The organism is Terribacillus saccharophilus, assembly GCF_046592595.1.
GTDB classification, from domain to species: Bacteria; Bacillota; Bacilli; order Bacillales; family Amphibacillaceae; genus Terribacillus; species Terribacillus saccharophilus_C.
The window spans coordinates 129,336-151,560 of the sequence record NZ_JAWVPF010000004.1 but is presented as its reverse complement, the minus strand read 5'-3'; the positions used below and the strand labels follow the sequence as shown (position 1 = coordinate 151,560).

Below are 22,225 nucleotides of genomic sequence, written 5' to 3'. Positions count from 1 at the left end.
ATAAAGCGTTAGAAGCGCTGCTATGGTTACTATTAGGGATACGATAGAAATAAATGTATTAAGGAATCTCAAAGCATTCACGTCCTTTGAAAGCTTGACCTTGTTACATATATGCTGGAAAATTCAACTTAATGGTGTGAGTAGGTTACGTTTAGAAGATCTATTTGGAATTAGCACCACTAGCTAAATTAGTCTATGGCTGCTCAGTTTTTATTATCCTTCAATTTGTCAATCAGCAACACCAAAGCAATAACAAGAACGAAAATATCCACTAAACCAAGCGAACTTAATGCATCACTAAAGGAATGGTCATTGCTTAATCTGTAAATAAACGAACCTAATGAAAACAACGCAAAATAAATAAGCATATAAAATACTCTTCCAGAGATTATCCATATTAGGATTCCTACTAAGATAACTCCCAAGATAAACCAGTCTATAGCAGACATTTCTATTACTTCTCCTTTATTGAGTTATCACTTATCACTTGATTTAGGAGAGATGATCTCTATCAAATCCTCATTAATCAAGATATAATCTCTTCTTTTTTCCTTTTTCTAGCTTCCTATTATCGAACAGGATAAAGGTTGATTGAAGTTTAATGTACCTTGTGTTTTCAATCTTTTACAAATTATACCACTAAAGTTAATGCAGCTAAACTTGTCCCTTTAATCTTAATGATTTTGTATATCACAGCTAGTGTCTTTCGATTGAATCTAAAACTGTTTTGTTTTCGTAAGCATAGCAAGTACATTTTAAATGATGTGGAGGTGCACAGTTGATAAAAAGTAAAAAGATGTTATGGATTGCGCTACTTCTTTTTGTTATATCTACAGTGATTAGTTTTCCTTTTCCACATACAAGCCCTTATGGAGAGACCATTTTATCAGTATTTAATTTTCCAATTCGTACTGTAAATGGTTTGAACTTCATTGGTGTATTTTCATTGATTTTATTCATTGCGAGTTTGTCTTTCCTTATCAGATCGTTGAAGAAATTTCATAAGCGTGCAGTCTTGGTTGCAGTTATCCTAGTCATCGTTTTGCCTCAATTGATAGTCAGTACTTATCAAAAGACTTTTGCAGCAGGAATTGATGCTGTTTATTACAATGTGGAGAATAGTAATTGTGAATTTGAAATGGTTGATGAATCTACATTGAGTGGAGAATGCAATTTTTCTTTTGAAAATTACAGTAGCGATGAAGTTCAACTTACTCTTGAATTTCATGAAGATTACTATTCTGAAGATGATGTTCCAATGGTTTCACTCATGAATAATAAGGCTCCTTATGAAGTTGAATTAGGTGGAAGAGAGAAGAAAGTGGTGAAAATTAAGACGGATATTGATGTTTCTAATATGGAGAATCACGTAGAAGGAGGTAGTGCATCAGTTATAAATATCATTATTAAGTCTGATGAGAAGATAAGGAAACTGTAAATATGAAAATTAGTGAGCCCGATAAAGGGTTCAATTGATACGCAGATCATGTTAGGGGCTGTTTATTTGTTAAAGATATTACGAATTGCTTTAGCTTTTATAGTAGTAACGATAGCAGTTTATAGTTTGGTTACAGGTAATCATGGGTTATCTCCATTTATGTTGTTCTTCTTGAGTTTAATGATGATTGTCATGGGAATTTCTGAGTTTAAGGCAAAGCGACAGGCAGATGCTCTTACGTGTTTTACTGTTTCTGTATTTGTGCTTTTTGTTGCATTATATACTTTTTGAATCTCAATTAAAAGGAATTATATTTTGTCTTACTAAGCAATACAAAAGAGCAGGAGAAAGATCTTCATCCTGCTCTGTAATAGTTTAGATTGCTTGGTCATCTAAGTAGTTGCATAATTGACGGTTCAAACGGTCTAATTGTAAGAATTGCGAATGAGGAAGTCCATCTCTATTCGTCTTTTGGGTACACATCCAGCATGAGCAATGTACCTTTCCTTTTGCGTAATAGCCAGTATGGGGTACGTGCCAACCGAAAAGTTCTGCAATCTTCATTTTACGCTGAATGACTCTTCTTCGATGATGCCGGTAATATGCACGGCTTCTATTTTGTCTATATGGTTTCACTTGCCACCAACTCCTTGGGATAAGGCTCAGCCCGTAAATGTCTCCCAAAGAAAATACAGACAATTACAGGCTGAGTATGATGGCTATAGACGTGGTGAGAAGGTTCAATCTAATCACCTCATAACATTGGTTTTCTTTTATTGTACCAAATCACATAATTTTAAGTGAACGGTTATTGCTTTTCCTCTGCAAACAATTCTTTCTTATCCCATTTCCCCCACTTATAATAACTAAAAGAAAAGATACTGCTGAGAATAAAACTAATTCCCATTCCTAGCGCAATCCCATTTTCTCCGATGAGGGAGGAGCAAATATATGTCAGCGGATAGCGGAGCAGCCAGAAGGATAAGATGTTCAAAATCAGTACTTGGTACATAGCACCTGAGCTGCGAACAATCCCATTCAGAATAAAATTAAGCCCGATAAAGGGATAGAAGAAAGCAATGATTTTTAAGTAATCAGTGCCGAATGAGACAGCTGATTCTTCTTTAATAAACAAACTGGTTAAAGGTTTTGCTAGTAAGAAAACCAGAATCGCAATCACGAGCATAATGGCTAAATTGTACAATGCTCCGTACTTGGCGATTTCTTTAACCCGATCCCAGCGGCTGATTCCGATATTCTGTCCAGCCATACTGTTAACGGCTGTTCCTAATGCCATGGCAGGCAGGGTGATCAGGCTGTCAATTCTTTGCGAAGCTCCAAATCCGGCGACAACCGATCCCCCGAATGAATTGACGACACTCATAATGGCCGTCACACCAGCATAGATAACCATCATTTGCAGTCCGGATGGGATGCCGAGCTTTAAAATAAGCAATACTTGTTCCTTCTTTGGTAAGTAGGGGATAGACAGCGGAGCAAGTCCATTGCGGAGTATGTATCCCAAACCCAAAAGGAAAGCGACTGCTTGGGATAATACGGTAGCATATGCTGCACCTTGGATACCCCAGCCAAAGACTGATATGAATAATGGAACGAGTACAGTGTTCAAAATGACAGCAATGAAAACAAATTTTAGCGGAGTTTTACTATCTCCCAAAGCTCTTAGGACAGTGCCGATAAAGTTGTATCCCATTAAAAATAGGATACCTATAAAGTTAATTTGCAAATAGGCCTTGGCTTCATCCACCATTTCTGCAGGTGTATGCAGCATGATTACAATCTGTCGGGAGAAAAGCAAACCGATAATACCAACAAAGATGGATAATAATCCGAGTACGACAACGAAGGCGTTTAGATAGTCTTTTAATCCTTTTGCGTCTCCTCGTCCTCTCTGCTGGGACAAAACCGTCAAGGTGGTATTGTTGATTCCGATTATGAATGCAAGTACTGTTAACAAAACAGTGGAGGATACGGTAACTGCACCAAGCGCATTCGCGCCCAGAAGATTTCCGACCCAAAGACTGTCGATGAATTGATACGAAACCTGTAATAAGTTCGTAAGCATAATAGGTCCGGCAAAAGTGAAGAGCTGCTTCATTATCCGGCCTTCTGTGAAATCCTGTTGCACCAAGGTGAATGACACTTCCTAACGTTTATATATGGATATGCTATCCATCATTAAATTTAGCTGGATTGGTGGTATAAACGATGCATACCGTCTAATCATTTAGCAAAACACTATTTTAGGTTATAACATAGAACAGAAAACGGTACAAATTCGAAGATTTCTCGTTTGACCGTTTATGCACATCATTAGGGAACTTTTAATTATAAATAATCTGAAACTGCATGAACATGGAACATGGCACTTTCATTAAAAAAATTATCAAGAAGATATTTATGTCCTGCCCCATAAATCACCAGAATTCGTTCATCGGGCTTTTGGACATGTCTCATTATATTTGTGAATATAATGAGGTTACGGCGATACCAATAATTTGTAAGCCAGTCAATGCCAACATAAAAATCCTCATAGGCAGCTAATGCAAATTTCATATACGTTTCTTGTTGCTTTTTTGTATTACGGGGATCATTCAAATAAACCAAAACTTCTCTAATTGTTTTTGTATCCAGTAAGAATTGTATATTTTCATTATTCCTTTCACCTTCTTCAACCACTTGATCATACAACTCTTGGTCGATATCCTTTAAAAAATCATAAACATACCCTAAAGGAACACCTCCCACAGGACGATTCCAATCCACTGGAAATAGTTTGTCATGACCGAGTTCTTTAGCAAGTCGAAAACCGATTTGATGTATCTCGTCACTTTCTAATGCATCTTCTATCCCTTGTTTTGCGTAATCGTTATACTGGCTATCAAGAAGATCTGCTCTGATTGATTCAAATTCAACTGCGATTTTGGTTGGATTGAATAGCTTGATACATTCAACGACTTCTTCAATTTCGTCCTGCTGTTTTTTAGCTTTCATATCTCTTGTATCTTGCTTATAAATATCTCGGTCGCCACGCTCTCCCATATGGAAAGTTCCCAAAACTAGAACAGATGGTTTAACTTTAACCATTTTATAATTCTCCTCCTAGTCACTTTTTAGTGAATAACTCTTGGATTGAATATCAATGTCTTTTTAATTAAAAATCCTGCAATACACATAGTACAACTATTTCCCAAGTTTAACGCTTAGTTCATTTCCTGCTCTTCTTTTTAAATTACTTGTTACAGCGTTTTGCATAACGCATCTAATTACGGAAATCCTAACTCTGAACAATTTTATGAAAAGAGGAGGGAGATTCCATGGTTAAAGATTCCTATGCACCTCGTGAGAAAAAGAATGGCGAAGGCAAACGTCCTGATGAACAAAGAAGAGGAAAAGCTAAATCAAATTCCCGCGGCGGAAGAAATTAATAATAGAAATCGGATAGAAATATATAATTGCCGTCCCTTTTTTACTACATGATGATCCTCATATCGACCCGGTATATGTGAAATATTATTTCATTATACTGGGTCTTTTATATATAAAATCATAATACCAAGAACTGGATTTTTTGCCTATTTCATTCACCATAACTCTTGTCTATACTTAGGTTGTTATTTTTATACGATTGTTTGAATTTTCAAACTAAGTTAAACAGGAGGTGCAGGGGATGGAGCAGTCGCAAAAAAAAGGCTTTATCATGCGGTCTTTGAATGGTATTGAACGAGTCGGCAACAAGCTTCCTCATCCAGTTACGTTATTTTTCATTTTTGCTGCAGTAGTGATTGTGTTATCGGCAATTTTCTCTGTTATTGGAGTCAGTGTAGAAGACCCTGTAAATGAAGGGGAAACAATCGCTGTCAAAAACCTGCTGAACTCGGAAGGGATTTTATATCTGTTTGAAAGTGCAGTAACAAACTTTACTAATTTTGCTCCGCTTGGGACAGTGTTGGTAACGATGCTTGGAATCGGAATTGCAGAACGGTCGGGATTGATCAGTGCCTCGCTTCGCGGTCTTGTAACGTCAGTTCCGCGTACACTGATGACAGCAGCATTAGTTTTTGGCGGTGTTATGTCGAGTATGGCAGCAGATGCTGGATATGTTGTATTGACACCATTAGGTGCAGTATTATTCGCAGGATTAGGGCGTCATCCACTGGCAGGTCTTGCAGCAGCTTTTGCCGGGGTATCCGGTGGCTATAGTGCCAATTTACTTTTAACTTCACTTGATCCGCTGCTTGGTGGTATGACACAGGATGCCGCAGCAATCATCAGCCCAGAATACGCTGAAGGCATCAATTATGCAATGAATTTCTACTTTATGTTTGCTTCCGTTTTCCTCCTTACCATTCTAGGTACATGGGTAACCGATAAGATTGTAGAGCCACGGCTTGGAACATATAAAGGGAATGTTAATGAAGAAGTCAATTACCTCAAACCGAAAGAGAAGAAGGGTTTATGGGGTGCTCTTATTGCTTTTCTCCTAACAATTGCCGCTATTGCTTTACTCGTTATTCCTTCTTGGGGACCCTTAAGAGCGGGTGAAGATAATATTATCAATGCACCGTTCTTGAATACGCTTGTCCCAGTCATTTTGATCGTATTTTTTATCCCAGGGCTTGTATATGGGCTCATTACAAAAGAAATCAGAAATGATAAAGACGTTGCCAATCAATTATCGGAAACGATGGCGACGATGGGGTCGTACATTGTATTAGCTTTTGCCGCAGCTCAATTTGTTTCTTACTTTAATGAGTCCAATCTTGGAACCGTGCTAGCAGTAAAAGGTGCTGCTTTCATTGACTCTACAGGCTTTACGGGTATTCCGCTAATTCTTACCTTCATCGTAGTATCAGGATTTATTAACTTGTTTATCGGCAGTGCTTCTGCTAAATGGGCCATCATGGCACCTGTATTCATCCCGATGATGATGCTTTCGGGCTATTCTCCTGAATTCACACAACTTGTATACAGAATAGCCGATTCAACCACTAATGTTATCTCTCCTTTAATGCCATATTTCGCAATCGTCATCGCCTTTGCACAAAAGTACGATAAAAAGGTTGGGATCGGTACATTGATTTCTACTATGCTTCCTTACTCCATTGTCTTTACCATTGGCTGGGTGTTGATGCTTTTGATTTGGATGTGGACTGGATTACCGATAGGACCTGGCACACCAATCGAATATCCTTAATGCTTAAAAGGGACCCGATTCCTGGAATGGAATCAGGTCCCTTTTCCATTTGTGAGTATGGAGATATATTTAGAGCAAAAACTTTATCTGGCATCCTGCTGCAAAACATGATAAAAAAGTATAGGAATCATTTCAGGAAATTACCTTTCATTTAGTTGAATAGATTAATAGATTCCTCATAAGAAGGGAGGAAACATCATGAAGAAAGCAACGAGAGTAATCATCGATCCAGAAATCATGGATACAGAAATAAGCCAGCTAGATAATAAAGGGGCTGGCCAGGCAGTTGTATGGGTGGATAAGGGACAAGACAAGCTGCGGAAAGTGAAACTGACTGTTCCGAAGACATTAGCAGGAGAAAAAGTGCGGGCTACTGTAGCTTGGCCGCATGCGAAAAGATCCATAGCCTCTTTGGAGGAAGTCGTGGAGGCACATCCTGAAAGGGTTGCTGCACCTTGTCCTCATTTTGATTTATGTGGCGGATGCGCATGGCAGCACTGGCAGTATAAAGGGCAGCTAAAACATAAAACAGCACATGTGAAGGATGCTCTGACAGGACAAGGCTTTGATCCAAAGCTTGTGAAGGACACGATTGGTATGGATAATCCTTGGCATTATCGCAATAAAATGGATTTTGCCTTTGCGCTGGATGGTTCCATGGGATTACATGAACAGGGGAATTTCCGTAAGATCATTCCGCTTGAGACATGTTTGATCATGGAAGAAGACATGAAGGCAGTTGCAATGGAAGTTGCGAGCTGGGTGAAGGACCATGCGTTAAGTGGGTACAACAAAGATACACATGAGGGTCTGCTTCGTCATTTGATGGTAAGGCAGTCATTTGTTACAGGAGAGATTATGCTGGCATTGTTTGCGACACAAGCACCGGATGCAGAATTGATTCAAGCTGCTGAACAGCTCAAGAAGCGAATCGAGCAAAATTATCCGAAGGTTAAAAGTCTATTATGGTTTGTGAATACGGACTGGGCCGATAGCATCCAAGCGGAGGACATGCATCTATTGGCCGGACGTGATTTCATTTATGATGAAATCGGAGGCTATCGTTATCGTCTTTGGTTTGATACCTTTTTCCAGGTCAATCCAGTTCAGGCGCAGAAGCTGATTGACACTGCGCTGGAAATGGCACAGCCGAAAAAAACAGAAACCATGCTGGAGCTGTTTTGCGGAGTAGGAACCTTCTCACTTCCTTTTGCCAGCAAAGTTGAGAAACTTGCTGGGATTGAGATCGTGGAAAGTTCCATTGAATCAGCAAAACGAAATGCAGCAGACAATGGTATTTCCAATACCTATTTTCTAGCCGATAATGCCAGATTTGGAATGGATCAGGTCTTAGATAAATTTGGCACGCCGGACTTGCTGCTGTTGGATCCGCCGCGGTCTGGAGCAGGTGGGAAAGTAATGAGAAAGATCGGCCGATCTAAACCAAAGCGAATCGTTTATGTATCCTGTAATCCAGAAACATTTGCAGTCGATATTAAGGAACTAAATGAATTCGGTTATACGTTGATGGAAGTTCAGCCGGTAGATTTATTCCCGCATACTGTACATGTAGAATGTGTTGCTGTACTAACTCTAAATTAAGCTAATAAAAAGGCAGATCACATAGAGCGAGTGATCTGCCTTTTTTTCGTTATTTTGCTGGTAAATCTTCAATTGAATCAATGTCCATATAGGATGGTACAACAATACCATTTTTTGCACCTGTCAAATTTGCACCTAAATCAATGATATCATCCTTATACTGTTTAAAGAATGGTCCATGCGTTACTGGTAACCAAGGAGCAACGGAAGCATCACCTTCTCCTTGGGCAATTGATTGGAACAAAACAGCTGGATCAACAGGAGTGACAGTTACCTCAAATCCTTGCTGTTCTAATACTTGTTTTATAACTTCACCAGAAGCACGTTCTGAATCCCAAGGGGTAGAGACTAATTCTAACTCTTTTCCTTGGACCTTATCTACGCCTTCCGTCCATTCCTTCACTTTATCTTCATTTGCGTCAATCCATTTCTTTGCAGCTTCCGCAAATTCCATATCTTGAGCGTCATTCATCACAGTTTCCATGTCTTCTATATCCCAGTTAAAATGATCAAGTACTTTATAAGCTTCAGGAAAATCTTCTTTTAAACCTGTTCGGACTATTGTATGTATGCCTTCCTCTTTGCCCATAGTACCCTTTGGATCTTCTAAGTATTTTAAATCATATGAAGCAAACATCCAGTGCGGATTCCATCCAACTATCACAATGGGCTCCTCATTATCAATAGCCTCACCTAACTCGGTTAACATTCCTGCAGTTGAGCTCTCAAAAAGTTCCCAGTCATTTAAGTTCTCATAACCCTCTACCGTATCTTCAGCAAGCCCCATTGCACCGGCTCCTGGTTCAATACCTGTAATTGTATAATCTAATTCTTCGCCTAAATCTGCAGCTTCACTGTTACTCTCAGAGCTGCCGCAGCCTGTTAAAACAAAAACAAAAGACAAGACTGATATAATACCGATTATTCTTTTTTTAATCAAAAAATCTTCCCCCTTCTCTTTATAAGCACAAATATTATGTTAACTCATACAGTAAATACAGTAAATTCTATAAAAACTGTATAAATTGGTGTTTGCTGCTGTATAACAGCATTAGAGGGATTAAGCTGTATCATCCATTTAAATACACCGTTATGGTCCGTTTTAAGGTGTTATATGAATGTAACGGCTTACAGAAAGTGAAAAAGATTTTTCCAAGTAATACACAGAATAAAAGACATATTGACACAATGTAGTAACTTAATAACTAAGTTATTCGGGCTATTTGCTGCTGCTTCATTTGCGCGACTAAAGTTTTGTTTTTTAAATTTCTCACCAAATAACTGGGAATTAATGGATGTTTTTTGTATACTTTTAAACGACTATAGTAATAATTCAATATAATCATCTACAGAGGTGAGTAATTATGAAGGCTAAATATATTGTTGCTTTATTAATGACGATATTTGTACTAGGAGGCTGTGCTATGAATAATAACAACGATTCGAAATCTTCCTCAACAAATGAAGCTAATAAATTTCCAGAAGTAACAGCATTTCAAGATGAATTTACGAGAGAATTTTTGGAGTCTACCGAACCAACAAAAGAGGGTTATTATGCGTTCTTATCCAAAACTGGTGCTTATAGAATGGATTTTCCTGAAGATATGAAGATTAATGATAAAAGTTACAGTATTGATCCGGGTAAAAGTAGTGAAGTAGTGATATTTTCCTCTCAAAATTCAAATGGTCCCTTTATCGACCATCGTGTTGAATATTACAGTTTTATAAGTGATCCGCAACATGGAAGAGATCAAATAGAAGGACGAGTGGGTGTCGAAATTAATTTTGAAGAAGTGTCCACAAATTACGATCAGAAACTTGAGATAGCTGAATATAAATACGAGAATTCTTCTGGGATAGTATCATTGATTACAAAAGATGGTGTAGAGGGACAAATTCAAATCTTCTCAAGCCTTAGATGTTCAAAGGATATGGAGGAAAATGTTTGTAAAGAGCAAATAGAAAACAAAAAAGCAGAAATAAAAAAATGGCTAAATAGCATACAACTAATTTCTAGGTAGAATTTATATAGAGTAGAAAGTTGGAGATAGAGACTAGATGAGTGTCAGCAAGTTTACACCATTGTGGGGACTATTGTAAGAAGATATAGCTCACCATTTGACTATGACGGTTTGCTAGACATTCCTTTTTATTATTATTTATGTATATAGAATGAGTTCCAGAATATAGAGTCAAAAGAAACCAAAAGACACCAAAAGACACTTAGAAGTAAATTGCTGTTAATTGATATTAATTAAAACGTATCTCAGTTATTCGATCTATCGAGGAGGATTTGAATGCCTCAATTTACATTCACTGTAACGGAACAGCTTATTCCGAACCAAGATTATAATGATAAGAAAAAGCAATTGCGTACGCATGTAGATAATATGAGAGCAGACGATGATGCGTTCTATGCCTTGGTTAACAATATCATTGTCGGTGAAGACCAGAAAGGCAAAATCATCGATGCAATGAAGAAAGAGACAACCGCGCGCAAGGGACGGGATGAGTCTATTTATACTGATGTGATGTCAAAGATCAGCAAAGCTGTTAATTCATTCAATGCAAGTCGCTGATATGAAGAAGCAGAGGTTGTCGGTTACTTATGAGGATAAGACAGAATAGATAATATTGAGCAGCAGCACTATTTTGTTATGCGTCAGACCTAGATCTCTTAAAGGCGTGATCAAGATGAGAGGGATAATACTATCTGTTTTAGCATTCACCGTACTAGTTCTTGTAAGCTGTTCTCCAAGCGATAAAGAAGATACTGGTTCTACCCCCGAAGCAAAAAAATACCCGGAGGTAGCGGCATTTCAGGATTCATTTACCAGAGATTTTTTGACATCAGTAGAACCAACTAGAAATGGTCATTTTCCATTCCTATCTCAAACTATGGCATATGCAATGGATTTCCCAGAAGACATGATAATTGGTGAAAGGAGCTATAATATAGGGCCGGATAATCGCAGTGAGTTTGTTACTATGTCGCCTCATGAACCAAAAGATATTTATGTCGAACACACGGTAGAGTATTATAGCTTCTTAGCAGATGAAGAGCATAGCAGGGAATCTATCAGCGCACGTATGGGAGTTGAATTGAACTTCGAAGAAATACCTATTGATTACGCAAGTCAACAAATGAAAGTTGCAGAGTATCAATTTGATAAATCCATGGAATTCGCTACTTTGATATGGAAGGAAGGGAAAGGTCGTCAAATCCACGTTTTTTCCAGCATAAGGTGTGTTAAAGGAGATCAATTGAAACAATTGAACGAATGCAGTGAGGAAAAAATAGAAAGTGCAAAAGAAGAAATAATAGACTGGCTAAAGACAATTCAATTATTTGATTCAGAAACTGAACCAAAATTAATAGAAGATTAAAACGGACACAAAGATATACTTTAAGTGTCCGTTTTGATTTTTAGGTCACCTGTCTATTCCACAAGGCAAAAAATAAGACAAGTTATCCGTAATTTGATTCCCTACCCGAAATCCAAGGGCACTTGGCTTACCATTCAACAGGAAAGTACCTGTCATAAGATGCAGTTCTTTCTCGCCTTTAACAGTATTAACAGTGACTTTCGGTAAATCCACATACTTCTGATAAACCGGAAGATAGCCGGTATAGCTTTTGTGCTTGTCCTCAATCACTTTCTCTCCATTATTACTGTATATTTCGACTGTATCGCCTTCTCTCCCGAATGCTGGCTTCTTAACAAAGCTGGAACCTGATTCCAGGAATGGAGCGGGATCAAGGTAGGTAGGAAGGAAGTGCTGTTCGATCCACTCATGTTCGTCGGTTGTGAAGAATGGATTACCCTCCTCATGTAGTGCCCAGACAATAGCCATGACAGCTTTATTTTGGAGCAGGAATGCACTTGGAGGATTGATGATCCGCAGTTTATTTTTCTCCACCAGCTCCAGCAGCAAGACTCCGATTCTTTCGCCGCTATCGGGATCTTCGTCTTCGATAAGACTCTCGATAGGGAAGGTTTGACGGTAGAGGATATCAATCTTATTATCGAGATCGTCGTATAGACCATCTTCTTTGCGAATAGTCAATTTGTCTAATGGTGTATATCTTGACGGGATATCTGCCAGTTCTTTTAAGTAAAGCACTGTATTCCTGTCTTCTATATTGTCGCTATGAGAGGTGAATACAATATTCGGGGCAGTCGTATTCAGTTTGCGTGCTTCCCCGATGATTGCGTCTCTTAGTACGGCTTTGAGTCTTTTCTCCTCGTCTTGATTCGGGTTATTATATCCGAATTCGTTACATACCAAGCCATTAACATGGAAGAGTTCCTTGATAAATGTAGGTGTGTCACTATTGAATTCCAATAGCTTTTCTTCTCCATCAACTTTCACGGAATCAAATCGTCCAATGATGGTTTTGTTTTTCATCGTTTGCAGGCGGATGAAGCGCAGTGTTTCCTTAGGAAAGCCAAGCTGAAGCAAGCTCTCATCATCTATGTCTTCGCGTGCTAATAGCTCGCCGGTCTTGAATAGAATTTTCCCGCAGCGGAATGAAAAAAGTCTTTTGGAATCTGCATCTTTTTCGGTGATGGGACGTATATCATACAAACTATATTCTTCTCCATACATATCAGCCCAAAAGTCAGGTATGGAATGGTAGAAGTTTTCTCGTTTTTGTTGGAACGTCTTCACGACAGAATCACCTTTCAGAAATGATTTGTTTTATACTAAGTATACTAGATACTGGAATATTGCAGGAGGCAGGAAATGAATAAATTAACGTACTATATTGATCGCGGATTACATACTTATGAGTCGTTCTTGGAATATACAGTTCCTTCCATAGAAAAAGATGAAATGCTGGCAAGGCAATTATGCACCTATCATATTTTGCAAGGCAGACAATATGAATTACTGGCCAATGAAATGAACGGCAAGGAAGAAGAACTTACCTTAAAGGACCTTGGTGAGAACCAGAGGCAGCAAGATGAGAGAACTTATGATCCGGCTCATGGGATTCCAATAGAATTTAGAAAAGTGCTGTATCCTGGCAGTGAAGGGAATGCAGCGAATACATATTTGAATACAATCAAAGTAGACAGGCACTGGGACGTGCTGCGTTATTTGACGAAGGACGCTGTGGAAGTACCGTCCTTTGATAAAATGAGTGTTACGTCTACTGAGATTGATGAAGATCGGTCCTGTTATGTGCTGTATGTAAAAGGATAAAGAAAAATCCCCTGTAGAGGGGATTTTTTTAATAGGTAAGACATTGTGCAATAATCCAGCCGAGTGAAAGTGATAGCAGGAACAGCAAGATTCCAATCGCTTTATTGTCATCCTCGACTGCCTTGTTGATGCTGAAACGAACAGTAGCCAGCTCTGCAATATAATACAGCCCAATTTGACTGATGATCCCTACAGCACCCCAGATGACCATATCCATCATACTGATGGAATGTGCGATGGATGACCCTAGCACTAATGCAAGACCAACTACTTTTCCTCCAAGAACCAAAGCTGCTGTTTGGTTTCCTTGTGTGATCAGCTTGAATTCCTTTGCTTTCGTTGAGATTTCGAAAAGGGCAGTACCGATGGCTAACAGTACAATTGCGGCCCCTAAATAAGATAAGAAGCTTAAAAATAATTCCATTTCAATTTTCCCCTTTATACATATTATCCGCCAAATGATTTGGATCCGCTGCCGAATCCTTTGCTTGCCTTCGTGCTCGAAGTGCTCTTCTTGATGGCGCTGTTCAGATTGCTCTTACTGTTATAAAACGCTCCATTATAGAAGTAATGATTGTAGTGGGAAGAACCGGAGTCCTCACATTCCCACGCATCGCCTTCCTGTTCCCATTCCTTACAGTCTGTGTCTTTAGGAGGAGAACTGGCTTTTGTCGTATTGGAGCATCCTGTCATTCCTGCAATGAGGGCGACAGCAGAGATACCAGTGATCCATTTCGTTGATTTACTCAAAAGCGATTCATCCTTTTCATTATTTTATGTAGAGAAAAGCGGCAGCCTTTAGAAATGTATGTCTGGTGCACATCATCCATGAATTAAAAGTAGCCAGCTGTTTTCTCGACATACAAGTATACGGAAAAGGGAGGTATTGGTTTCAGTTTCCGATAACTTTGAATGAATGTTTATCCAAGTGATGCATGTAATGGCGGATCAGTTTCATACTAACGAGCAGAGAAAGCGAAAGGAGACTGAACGGACTTGAGCCATGAAAACTTTGAAGGTTATAAAACAAAACTAAAGAAATTAAAGGATCAAGTTATCGTCATAACAGGCGCATCCAGCGGCATCGGACTAGTAACAGCCAGGATGGCAGCAGCAGAAGGTGCGAAAGTAGTTCTTGCTGCAAGAAACGAAGAAGCGCTGAAAGAGCTGACAGAAGAATTACGGCAAGCAGGTCATAAAGCTGTCTATGTACGAGCTGACGTTGGTATGGAAGAGGAAGTGAACATGATTGCGGAAACGGCGCTAACATCTTTTGGCCGGTTCGACACATGGGTGAATAATGCAGGAGTAGCGATATACGGTAACGCGATGGATATCAGCTATCAGGATATGAAGCGCCTTTTTGCGACAAATTTCTGGGGAGTTGTCTATGGATCGAGGGCAGCGGTACAGCATTATCGCGAGCGGAGCATTCCAGGAGCGCTGATCAATATTGGAAGTATTTTTGGTGATAGAGGTACGCTGATTCAGTCTATATATGCGACTTCAAAATTTGCCATCCACGGGTGGACTGAGAGCTTGCGAATTGAGATGGAAAGAGATTGTACGCCGGTTTCCATAACGCTAATCCATCCGGGCATGATTGATACACCGTATAATGAGCATGCCAGAAGTTATCTTGAGTATCAGCCAGTCCATAAGGGTATGATATATCCTCCAGAAGCGGTAGCGGAAGCGATTCTATATGCAGCATCGCATCCAAAACGGGATATTTATGTCGGCTCCCAGGCAAAGCTGTTTCAATTATTAGGGGCGAATTTTCCAAGGCTGACAGATAAGTTATGGGAGCGTATTTCTCCTTCTAAACAGTATGATGAAAAAAGAAAATCAAACTCTCCTGAGGAAAGTAATCTGTACCATGCAGGTTACGGAATGCATGAACGGGGAACGAATCTCGGATGGAAACGAAAGCGGAGCATCTTCGTTAAAGCGGCGAAGCATCCGGTATTAACTCGGATTATTGTAGCAGGAATAAGTGTATGGGCAGTACGAAAAATGAAAAAAATAATTAGGGAAGAAACTAACCAAACTGTAAATAAATGATAATTCAACGATTAATCTTGTAATCCCGCAAAAATAACACTATAATTGTTTTTATTAAAAAGACAGTTGTCCTTTTAGGGTGGACGATACTTATTTCTCCCTTAGTACAGCAAAAGATAGTGAGGGGATTTTCATGAGGAATGCTTTGAAACTGTGGAATCGGTTAAGCTTAGTGCAGCAAATTATTATTGGTCTTATTGTCGGTATTATATTAGGAGTTACGATTCCGGATGCTGCACAGCCTGTCACGCTTCTAGGTACTTTGTTTGTTGGTGCATTAAAAGCGATTGCACCTGTACTTGTGTTGTTCTTGGTCATGGCAGCAATTGCCCAGCACAAAAAAGGACAGCAGACGAATATGAAATCAATCATAGTGCTTTATCTTGTCGGCACTTTTGCTGCTGCAGTAGTGGCTGTTGCAGCTAGCTTTATTTTTCCGCTCAGCCTATCACTTGCAGATCGTCCTGAGGATGCAGCGGCAGCTCCTGGAGGTATTGCCGAAGTACTGCAGACTTTGCTGCTGAATATCGTAGATAATCCGGTCAATGCAATCGTAAACGCGAACTATATCGGTATCCTTGCTTGGGCTATCCTCTTCGGATTGGCATTGCGCAATACATCGGATACAACCAAATCTGTCATCTCCAATTTATCTGATGCTGTTTCAAAAGTAGTTACATGGGTGATCAAGTTTGCGCCACTCGGAATCTTAGGCCTTGTTTTCACATCCATTTCTGAAAATGGTTTATCGTCCCTAGCAAGTTACGGACAGTTGCTCGCGTTACTCCTAGGGTGCATGGTTTTCGTAGCGCTGGTTGTAAATCCCATTATTGTTTACATGCTGGTCAGACAGAATCCTTACCCGCTGGTGCTTACTTGCTTAAAAGAGAGTGGTGTAACAGCGTTCTTTACTCGGAGTTCCGCAGCGAATATACCAGTGAATATGAAACTTAGCGAAAAACTTGGCTTGAACAAAGATAGCTACTCCGTATCAATCCCGCTCGGTGCAACGATCAATATGGCGGGTGCAGCAGTTACAATCTCTGTCTTAACGCTTGCAGCTGTCCACACGATGAATATCGAAGTCGATATCGTGTCCGCCATCCTTTTAAGTGTTTTAGCAGCTATTAGTGCATGCGGTGCTTCTGGCGTGGCTGGGGGATCCTTACTCTTGATTCCGCTCGCAAGCAGCCTGTTCGGTATCCCGGCTGACGTGGCAATGCAAGTAGTAGGCGTAGGCTTCATCATCGGAGTCGTGCAAGACTCGGCTGAAACAGCTTTGAATTCGTCTACTGATGTATTGTTCACTGCAGCTGCTGAGTTCAAGGAAAGAAGAAAAGCTGGAGAGAAGATCAAGATCAACGTTAATAATAAAACAGCTTAAATCTAAAACTGCATCTTTAATAAGATGCAGTTTTTCCATTTCGAGAAAGGATACTCTTCCTTTGTTATAATTAGTTAAATTGTAAGTATATTAGAATATTGGAGACTAGACATGGTACATATAAGAAAAGTAAAGAAGTCCGAAGAAGCACTGCTTCATAACCTTATGCAATTCTACATTTACGAATTCAGTAAATACATCCCGAAGATTAAACTTGAAAGCGACTGTATGTATAAGCCCTTTGACCTGAGTCAGTACTGGGAGGGAGAAACACATCATGCTTACTTTATCTGTCTGGAAGCTGAAGTCATCGGATTTGCACTCATAGAAAGTGATGGGAAGATAAATACGGTGCTTGAGTTCTTCATATTAGCTGGTTATCAAGGGATGGGATTTGGAAAAGCAGCTGCTAGAAAACTTTTCAAAGCATTCGACGGGTACTGGAATGTCTCTCAAATTGAAAATAATCAACCAGCTCGAGCTTTTTGGAGGAATATAGTCTCTGATATTACAAAAGGAGAGATGGAGGAAGTATACGAAAATAGGGTGTTTGTTCAGAAGTTCCATACAAGTTCATTTGAATAACGACTTATGGGGGATAGATGTGATATACATCTTTTTATCGGTATTGAAGGGGAAGCTTTGTAAGAAAATCCGAACCGTATGTCAAATGACTTTAAAGGAGTACTTGTGTGGTTACAATAATTGATTGAGAGAAGAAGCATGCGAAATTGCACATGCTTCTTTTTTTATGTATCTGTTAGATGGAAATGCTCCACAATATATTGCTTGAACTTCTCCGCAATAGGGGATAAAAATTTCCCTTCCATACTGGCGATACCGATTGTCCGCTCACACCTTGGTGAGCTTATTCGAACCCTAGCGATTTTCGTTCGATCCAAGCTTTTCACATCAGGAAGAATGGAAATGCCCATCCCAGCTCCGACGAAACCGGCAATCGTCGTCACCTCTTCGCCTTCAAACATAATCTTAGGGACAAGACCGACCTGTTCGAAGATTGAATCAATTGTTACGCGTAATGCATAGCCTTCTTCCATGAGGATAAAGGGCTCGTCTGCAATTTCTTCTAAAGTGATAGATTCCCGTTTGGCTAATGGATGATCTTTCGGAAAGAATAAGAAAAGCTCCTCTTGCCATAATGGCGTCCATGCCATTTTAGATTCCCCGGGGAATGATGCAAGCAGACAAAGATCCAGGTCGCCGGAATGCAAGTTTTCAAGCAGCCAATTTGAGTGGTTCTGCTTCAAATGAAAACGGACGTGCGGATATTCCTCTTTAAATGCTGCAATAATATTGGGCACGATTGTTGTGCCGAGCGTGTGCAGAAATCCAAGTGAAATTTCTCCTTTGTCCGGGTCGAGCAAAGATTGGATTTCGTCTTTTCCTTCCTGGAATTCCTTTAAGATGAGATCGACTCGCTTTAATAAGAGTTCACCATATTTATTCAATTTGATCGTTCTGCCTTGGCGATCAAAAAGCGGTGTACCAATTTGGCTTTCCAATCGGGCAATCGAACGGGAGAGAGCTGGCTGCGTAATGGATAGAATCTGAGCAGCTCTTGTGACATGCTGTTCGCGTGCTAGTGTTTGAAAATATTCGAGTTGTTCCCATTCCATACTGAAAGCCTCCAACGATGATGTATTACATAGAGTAATTAAAAACATATTTGTTATGCATTATACATTATAGAGATAGAGTGTTACGATTTTTATATGGTAAAAGATATAAGAAATCTGAGGAGGATTACCATGGAATACAGAATTGAAAAAGATACTTTTGGAGAAGTAAAAGTACCAGCAGATAAATTCTGGGGTGCACAGACACAGCGAAGTAAAGAGAATTTTAAAATAGGATCAGAAAGAATGCCAGAGCGTGTAGTGAAGGCATTTGCTATATTGAAGCGCAGCACGGCAATAGCTAATGAGCGTCTTGGAAACCTGGATAGAGAAAAAGCTGACGCTATTGTTGCGGTCTGTGATGACATCCTGACGGGTAAGTACGATGATAATTTCCCTCTTGTTGTATGGCAGACAGGAAGCGGTACGCAAAGTAATATGAACATGAATGAAGTGGTTGCAAATCTTGCTACTGCATTATTGAAAGAAAAAGGTTCAGAAACAGTAGTGCACCCGAATGATGATGTGAACCGCAGTCAGAGCTCGAATGATACATTCCCAACGGCGATGCACGTTGCTGGTGTACTAGCTGTTTATGAACAGCTGCTTCCGGCAGTGGAACAGCTGCGTGATACGCTGAATAAAAAAGCGGAAACGTTCCATAACATCGTGAAGATTGGCCGTACTCATCTGCAGGATGCTACACCGTTAACGCTCGGACAAGAAATCAGCGGCTGGGTGCATATGCTGGATCGTTCAAAGGAAATGGTTACCGAAGCAACAGAGAAACTACGCGCCTTAGCTATTGGTGGCACAGCTGTAGGAACAGGCATCAATGCCCATCCACAGTTTGGTGACACTGTAGCAGAAGAGATCACCAAATTCACAGAGCAGGAATTCTTTAGCTCACCAAACAAATTTCATGCTTTAACAAGCCATGACGAAATGACATACGCTCATGGTGCATTAAAAGCACTAGCTGCCGATTTAATGAAAATTGCCAATGATGTACGCTGGCTGGCAAGCGGCCCACGCTGCGGTATCGGCGAGATTATCATCCCTGCAAATGAGCCGGGCAGCTCTATCATGCCAGGGAAAGTTAATCCGACTCAATGTGAAGCATTGACTATGGTAGCAATCCAAGTCATGGGAAATGATGCGACGATCGGATTTGCAGCAAGTCAGGGTAATTTCGAATTGAACGTATTCAAACCAGTGATCATCTATAACTTTTTGCAGTCTGTTCAGCTTTTGAGTGACAGCATGGTATCTTTCCATGATAACTGTGCAGTAGGCATTGAGCCTAATGAGCAAACGATACAGGATAATCTAACAAATTCCTTAATGCTGGTAACAGCATTGAATCCACATATCGGTTACGAAAACGCGGCGAAAATCGCTAAGCTTCCACATAAAGAAGGACTTACACTGAAAGAAGCCGCTATGAAACTCGAGCTGCTGACAGAGGAGCAGTTTGATGAGATGGTGAAGCCGGAGGAAATGGTTAAACCGAATATCTAACTAAGAAAACCATTTTTGTAGAAATGAATGAAGCTACTAACTCAGAAAGAGACTAAAAAGCATTAAACAGCCAATTGACGATATTAACTCGGCGATTGGCTGTTTATTTTTGGTTCCAGAATTATTTAATCAAGATAAATGATGTTTATACCTTGCTATACTTGTCCGACCGAAAACTGTTGTGCAATCCAATTATTTAATTACGCTGTAAATACACAGTACTTTTTCCTTAAAAATAAAGAAATATAAATGTTCAATAAAAATATCATAGGAAAAACGTAAGATAAAATGAACAATAAATATGTTAAAATTGAGAAATAATAATTACTTTGTTAGAAAATAGGAGGTTAGTATATGGCTGAAAGTACATCAGTTGAACTTATTATTTCAAATGCTTTAAAATTACCAGGTGTAAAAGTAAATAGAAATGAGTTTCTTGCTAAAACTCTTGCAGATCAAATTAGTGCAGATCAATTAAAATTAGTACTAGAAAAAGGGCCTATAGAAGCTAATATTTCTTCAAGTCAATTAAAAAGAATTGCAAAATCAATAGTAGAGAAACGCACTTTACAAACATCAACTGCTTCTTTTGCTGCGGGGCTTCCAGGGGGAGTTGCTATGGCAGCAACAATTCCTGCTGATACAATTCAATTTTTTGGAGTGGCGTTAAGATTAGCTCAAGAACTTGCATATTTGTATGGTTACAAAGATATGTGGCAAGATAACCAAATCGATATGGAACGAGTAAAAGGAGAGCTTATACTTTTTCTCGGCGTAATGTTTGGAGTTGGCGGATCTGCGTCTATATTAAAAGTTTTTTCTTCCAAGCTTTCTCAGCAAATACTTAAGAAGTTGCCTCAAAAAGCACTAACTAAAACTTTAATTTATCCAATAGTTAAAAAAATCGCTGCTATGATAGGGGTTAAAATGACAAAGGACTCATTTGCTAAGAGTTTTGCGAAAGTAGTACCTGTTTTAGGGGGAGTAGTTTCTGGAGGTCTTACATATACATCAATGAAAAAAATGGGTAATCGCTTAAATGATGTTTTCTATGAGTCAATGACTTATTCTGGGACTGACTTGAAAAATGACTTTAATCAAATAAAGAAAGAAATGCCAGAAATCATTGATGCAGACTTTATTGAGTTAGAAAATAAAATCTTAAATAAGTCCTAATTTTTAATTAAATTAATAGTTAACAGAAGTTTGAAGTTGGTAAATTATCATTGAGAATATATAGAATACAAAAATAATACTTTGAATGAACGTAAGATTCAGACACAAAGAAGCAACCAGGCAGCTTATGCACTTGGTTGCTTCTTGATTTTGGTGGAGTTATGTTGTCCCGTTTACCTACTCTTAATTGAATTGTTCCATTACAAAGAATACCCAGTCGACTGGAAGAAGAACTGCGACTGCTCGTAATTGTACGATATACGTGAGAAGTCGAACGGCTGACCATTGTTCAAATAGAATATTGTTTCCACAAATAGTTTTGGATCACCTGCAAGAAGTCCAAGAAGCTGTGCCTCATCTTCATTCAGCTTCTGGATATGCACATACAAATCAGAGAAGCCGATCTTGGCGCCTAAGGCATTGCTGATATAGTCAAAGATAGACCCTGTTGCAATTTCGTTATTCAGATAAGTGACGATTGCTTTATTGTAATAGGATTCTTCGAGACAAAGTGTTTGACCGTTGATATAACGAATCCGTTTGACGTAATAGACGTCATCTTCCTGATCAATTTTCAGATTGAAGGCGACTTCAGCTGATGGTTTCCGGATATCAAGCTCCAGCACTTTGGCTGAAATATCAAATCCGCTCAGTTCGTCACTGAATCCCTGGTTCGAGAAGCTGATGTAGCCTTTGCGGCTGCGGCGCCGGACAAAGATTCCGCTGCCGCGTACTTGATAGACGAGCCCTTTTCGTTCAAGCAGGCTGAGTGCTTTGATGACGGTGCTTTTGCTTGTTTTGTATTGGGACATCAAAGTTTCCAGCACGGGTAGCTTAGTACCCTGCGGAAGATCCTTCGTTTCGATATCCTGTTGGATTTCATTGGCGATTTGCTGATATTTTAACATAGCTACATTCCTTATTTGTTTAGATAGAGCGATTTTAGCACACTAAGTCTTTAACGAAAACCCTAC

At 39.5% G+C, this 22,225-nt stretch carries 23 protein-coding genes; 13 read left to right on the top strand and 10 right to left on the bottom strand.

What is annotated here, in order from left to right; translation table 11 throughout:
* Positions 1 to 203: 203 nt before the first annotated feature.
* Positions 204 to 449, bottom strand: a complete 246-nt coding sequence (locus tag SFC25_RS07895; protein WP_411214746.1) for a hypothetical protein — start codon at positions 447 to 449, stop codon at positions 204 to 206.
* Positions 450 to 778: 329 nt separating this feature from the next.
* Here SFC25_RS07895 and SFC25_RS07890 point away from each other — a divergent pair, with 329 nt between their 5' ends.
* Both SFC25_RS07890 and SFC25_RS07885 read left to right on the top strand, forming a co-directional pair.
* Positions 779 to 1,438: a hypothetical protein gene (locus SFC25_RS07890; protein ID WP_411214745.1), complete on the top strand. Its 660-nt coding sequence runs from the start codon at positions 779 to 781 to the stop codon at positions 1,436 to 1,438.
* A 66-nt stretch (positions 1,439 to 1,504) separates the two neighbouring features.
* Positions 1,505 to 1,729 carry a DUF3953 domain-containing protein gene (locus SFC25_RS07885; protein WP_411214744.1) on the top strand — a complete coding sequence of 75 codons (225 nt, stop codon included), beginning with the start codon at positions 1,505 to 1,507 and terminating at the stop codon, positions 1,727 to 1,729.
* A gap of 84 nt (positions 1,730 to 1,813) precedes the next feature.
* On the opposite strand, the gene SFC25_RS07880 is transcribed toward SFC25_RS07885, so the two are convergent.
* From SFC25_RS07880 to SFC25_RS07870, 3 genes are all read right to left on the bottom strand, one after another.
* The gene (locus tag SFC25_RS07880; RefSeq protein ID WP_411214743.1) at positions 1,814 to 2,074 is read right to left on the bottom strand and encodes a hypothetical protein; all 261 of its coding nucleotides are present in this window, start codon (positions 2,072 to 2,074) and stop codon (positions 1,814 to 1,816) included.
* Positions 2,075 to 2,246: 172 nt separating this feature from the next.
* On the bottom strand, positions 2,247 to 3,557 hold the full coding sequence (locus SFC25_RS07875; RefSeq protein WP_411214742.1) for an MATE family efflux transporter: 1,311 nt from the start codon (positions 3,555 to 3,557) through the stop codon (positions 2,247 to 2,249).
* A gap of 230 nt (positions 3,558 to 3,787) precedes the next feature.
* Positions 3,788 to 4,546, bottom strand: a complete 759-nt coding sequence (locus tag SFC25_RS07870; protein ID WP_411214741.1) for a DUF5694 domain-containing protein — start codon at positions 4,544 to 4,546, stop codon at positions 3,788 to 3,790.
* A 583-nt stretch (positions 4,547 to 5,129) separates the two neighbouring features.
* Between SFC25_RS07870 and SFC25_RS07865 the strand changes: the two genes are divergently transcribed.
* Entirely contained in the window at positions 5,130 to 6,656 is a 1,527-nt protein-coding gene (locus tag SFC25_RS07865; protein WP_411214740.1) for an AbgT family transporter, read from the top strand.
* A gap of 198 nt (positions 6,657 to 6,854) precedes the next feature.
* Positions 6,855 to 8,258, top strand: a complete 1,404-nt coding sequence (gene rlmD / locus SFC25_RS07860) for a 23S rRNA (uracil(1939)-C(5))-methyltransferase RlmD (RefSeq protein WP_411214739.1) — start codon at positions 6,855 to 6,857, stop codon at positions 8,256 to 8,258.
* A gap of 49 nt (positions 8,259 to 8,307) precedes the next feature.
* Here the strand turns inward: rlmD and SFC25_RS07855 are convergent, their stop codons facing one another.
* On the bottom strand, positions 8,308 to 9,198 hold the full coding sequence (locus tag SFC25_RS07855) for a glycine betaine ABC transporter substrate-binding protein (protein WP_411214738.1): 891 nt from the start codon (positions 9,196 to 9,198) through the stop codon (positions 8,308 to 8,310).
* Positions 9,199 to 9,682: 484 nt separating this feature from the next.
* Here SFC25_RS07855 and SFC25_RS07850 point away from each other — a divergent pair, with 484 nt between their 5' ends.
* The 3 genes from SFC25_RS07850 (at position 9,683) to SFC25_RS07840 (ending at position 11,645) form a co-directional block, all read left to right on the top strand.
* Positions 9,683 to 10,279 (top strand): hypothetical protein, encoded by a 597-nt coding sequence (locus SFC25_RS07850; RefSeq protein WP_411214737.1) that lies wholly within the window; start codon positions 9,683 to 9,685, stop codon positions 10,277 to 10,279.
* A 276-nt stretch (positions 10,280 to 10,555) separates the two neighbouring features.
* Positions 10,556 to 10,837: a hypothetical protein gene (locus SFC25_RS07845; RefSeq protein WP_411214736.1), complete on the top strand. Its 282-nt coding sequence runs from the start codon at positions 10,556 to 10,558 to the stop codon at positions 10,835 to 10,837.
* Positions 10,838 to 10,952: 115 nt separating this feature from the next.
* A complete protein-coding gene (locus SFC25_RS07840) occupies positions 10,953 to 11,645 on the top strand; it encodes a hypothetical protein (RefSeq protein WP_411214735.1) in 693 nt (230 codons plus the stop codon).
* 45 nt (positions 11,646 to 11,690) lie between these two features.
* Here SFC25_RS07840 and SFC25_RS07835 read toward each other — a convergent pair whose 3' ends face one another.
* A complete protein-coding gene (locus SFC25_RS07835; protein ID WP_411214734.1) occupies positions 11,691 to 12,932 on the bottom strand; it encodes a glutathionylspermidine synthase family protein in 1,242 nt (413 codons plus the stop codon).
* 75 nt (positions 12,933 to 13,007) lie between these two features.
* Between SFC25_RS07835 and SFC25_RS07830 the strand changes: the two genes are divergently transcribed.
* Positions 13,008 to 13,469, top strand: coding sequence for an RNA helicase (locus SFC25_RS07830; RefSeq protein ID WP_411214733.1), 462 nt, complete (start codon positions 13,008 to 13,010; stop codon positions 13,467 to 13,469).
* A gap of 28 nt (positions 13,470 to 13,497) precedes the next feature.
* Here the strand turns inward: SFC25_RS07830 and SFC25_RS07825 are convergent, their stop codons facing one another.
* Both SFC25_RS07825 and SFC25_RS07820 read right to left on the bottom strand, forming a co-directional pair.
* A complete protein-coding gene (locus tag SFC25_RS07825) occupies positions 13,498 to 13,893 on the bottom strand; it encodes a DUF350 domain-containing protein (RefSeq protein WP_411214732.1) in 396 nt (131 codons plus the stop codon).
* A 23-nt stretch (positions 13,894 to 13,916) separates the two neighbouring features.
* Entirely contained in the window at positions 13,917 to 14,219 is a 303-nt protein-coding gene (locus SFC25_RS07820; protein WP_411214731.1) for an aminotransferase yhxA, read from the bottom strand.
* A gap of 246 nt (positions 14,220 to 14,465) precedes the next feature.
* Here SFC25_RS07820 and SFC25_RS07815 point away from each other — a divergent pair, with 246 nt between their 5' ends.
* The 3 genes from SFC25_RS07815 to SFC25_RS07805 all read left to right on the top strand — a co-directional run bounded on the left by SFC25_RS07815 (position 14,466) and on the right by SFC25_RS07805 (position 17,502).
* Positions 14,466 to 15,533, top strand: a complete 1,068-nt coding sequence (locus SFC25_RS07815; RefSeq protein ID WP_411214730.1) for an SDR family oxidoreductase — start codon at positions 14,466 to 14,468, stop codon at positions 15,531 to 15,533.
* A gap of 133 nt (positions 15,534 to 15,666) precedes the next feature.
* On the top strand, positions 15,667 to 16,917 hold the full coding sequence (sstT, locus tag SFC25_RS07810) for a serine/threonine transporter SstT (RefSeq protein ID WP_411214729.1): 1,251 nt from the start codon (positions 15,667 to 15,669) through the stop codon (positions 16,915 to 16,917).
* Positions 16,918 to 17,028: 111 nt separating this feature from the next.
* On the top strand, positions 17,029 to 17,502 hold the full coding sequence (locus tag SFC25_RS07805) for a GNAT family N-acetyltransferase (protein ID WP_411214728.1): 474 nt from the start codon (positions 17,029 to 17,031) through the stop codon (positions 17,500 to 17,502).
* A 164-nt stretch (positions 17,503 to 17,666) separates the two neighbouring features.
* Here SFC25_RS07805 and SFC25_RS07800 read toward each other — a convergent pair whose 3' ends face one another.
* Positions 17,667 to 18,554, bottom strand: a complete 888-nt coding sequence (locus tag SFC25_RS07800) for a LysR family transcriptional regulator (protein WP_411214727.1) — start codon at positions 18,552 to 18,554, stop codon at positions 17,667 to 17,669.
* Positions 18,555 to 18,686: 132 nt separating this feature from the next.
* Here SFC25_RS07800 and fumC point away from each other — a divergent pair, with 132 nt between their 5' ends.
* Entirely contained in the window at positions 18,687 to 20,075 is a 1,389-nt protein-coding gene (fumC, locus tag SFC25_RS07795) for a class II fumarate hydratase (RefSeq protein WP_411214726.1), read from the top strand.
* A gap of 354 nt (positions 20,076 to 20,429) precedes the next feature.
* Positions 20,430 to 21,251, top strand: coding sequence for a bacteriochlorophyll 4-vinyl reductase (locus tag SFC25_RS07790; RefSeq protein WP_411214725.1), 822 nt, complete (start codon positions 20,430 to 20,432; stop codon positions 21,249 to 21,251).
* 200 nt (positions 21,252 to 21,451) lie between these two features.
* Here the strand turns inward: SFC25_RS07790 and SFC25_RS07785 are convergent, their stop codons facing one another.
* Positions 21,452 to 22,159: a GntR family transcriptional regulator gene (locus tag SFC25_RS07785; RefSeq protein ID WP_411214724.1), complete on the bottom strand. Its 708-nt coding sequence runs from the start codon at positions 22,157 to 22,159 to the stop codon at positions 21,452 to 21,454.
* Positions 22,160 to 22,225 lie beyond the last annotated feature (66 nt).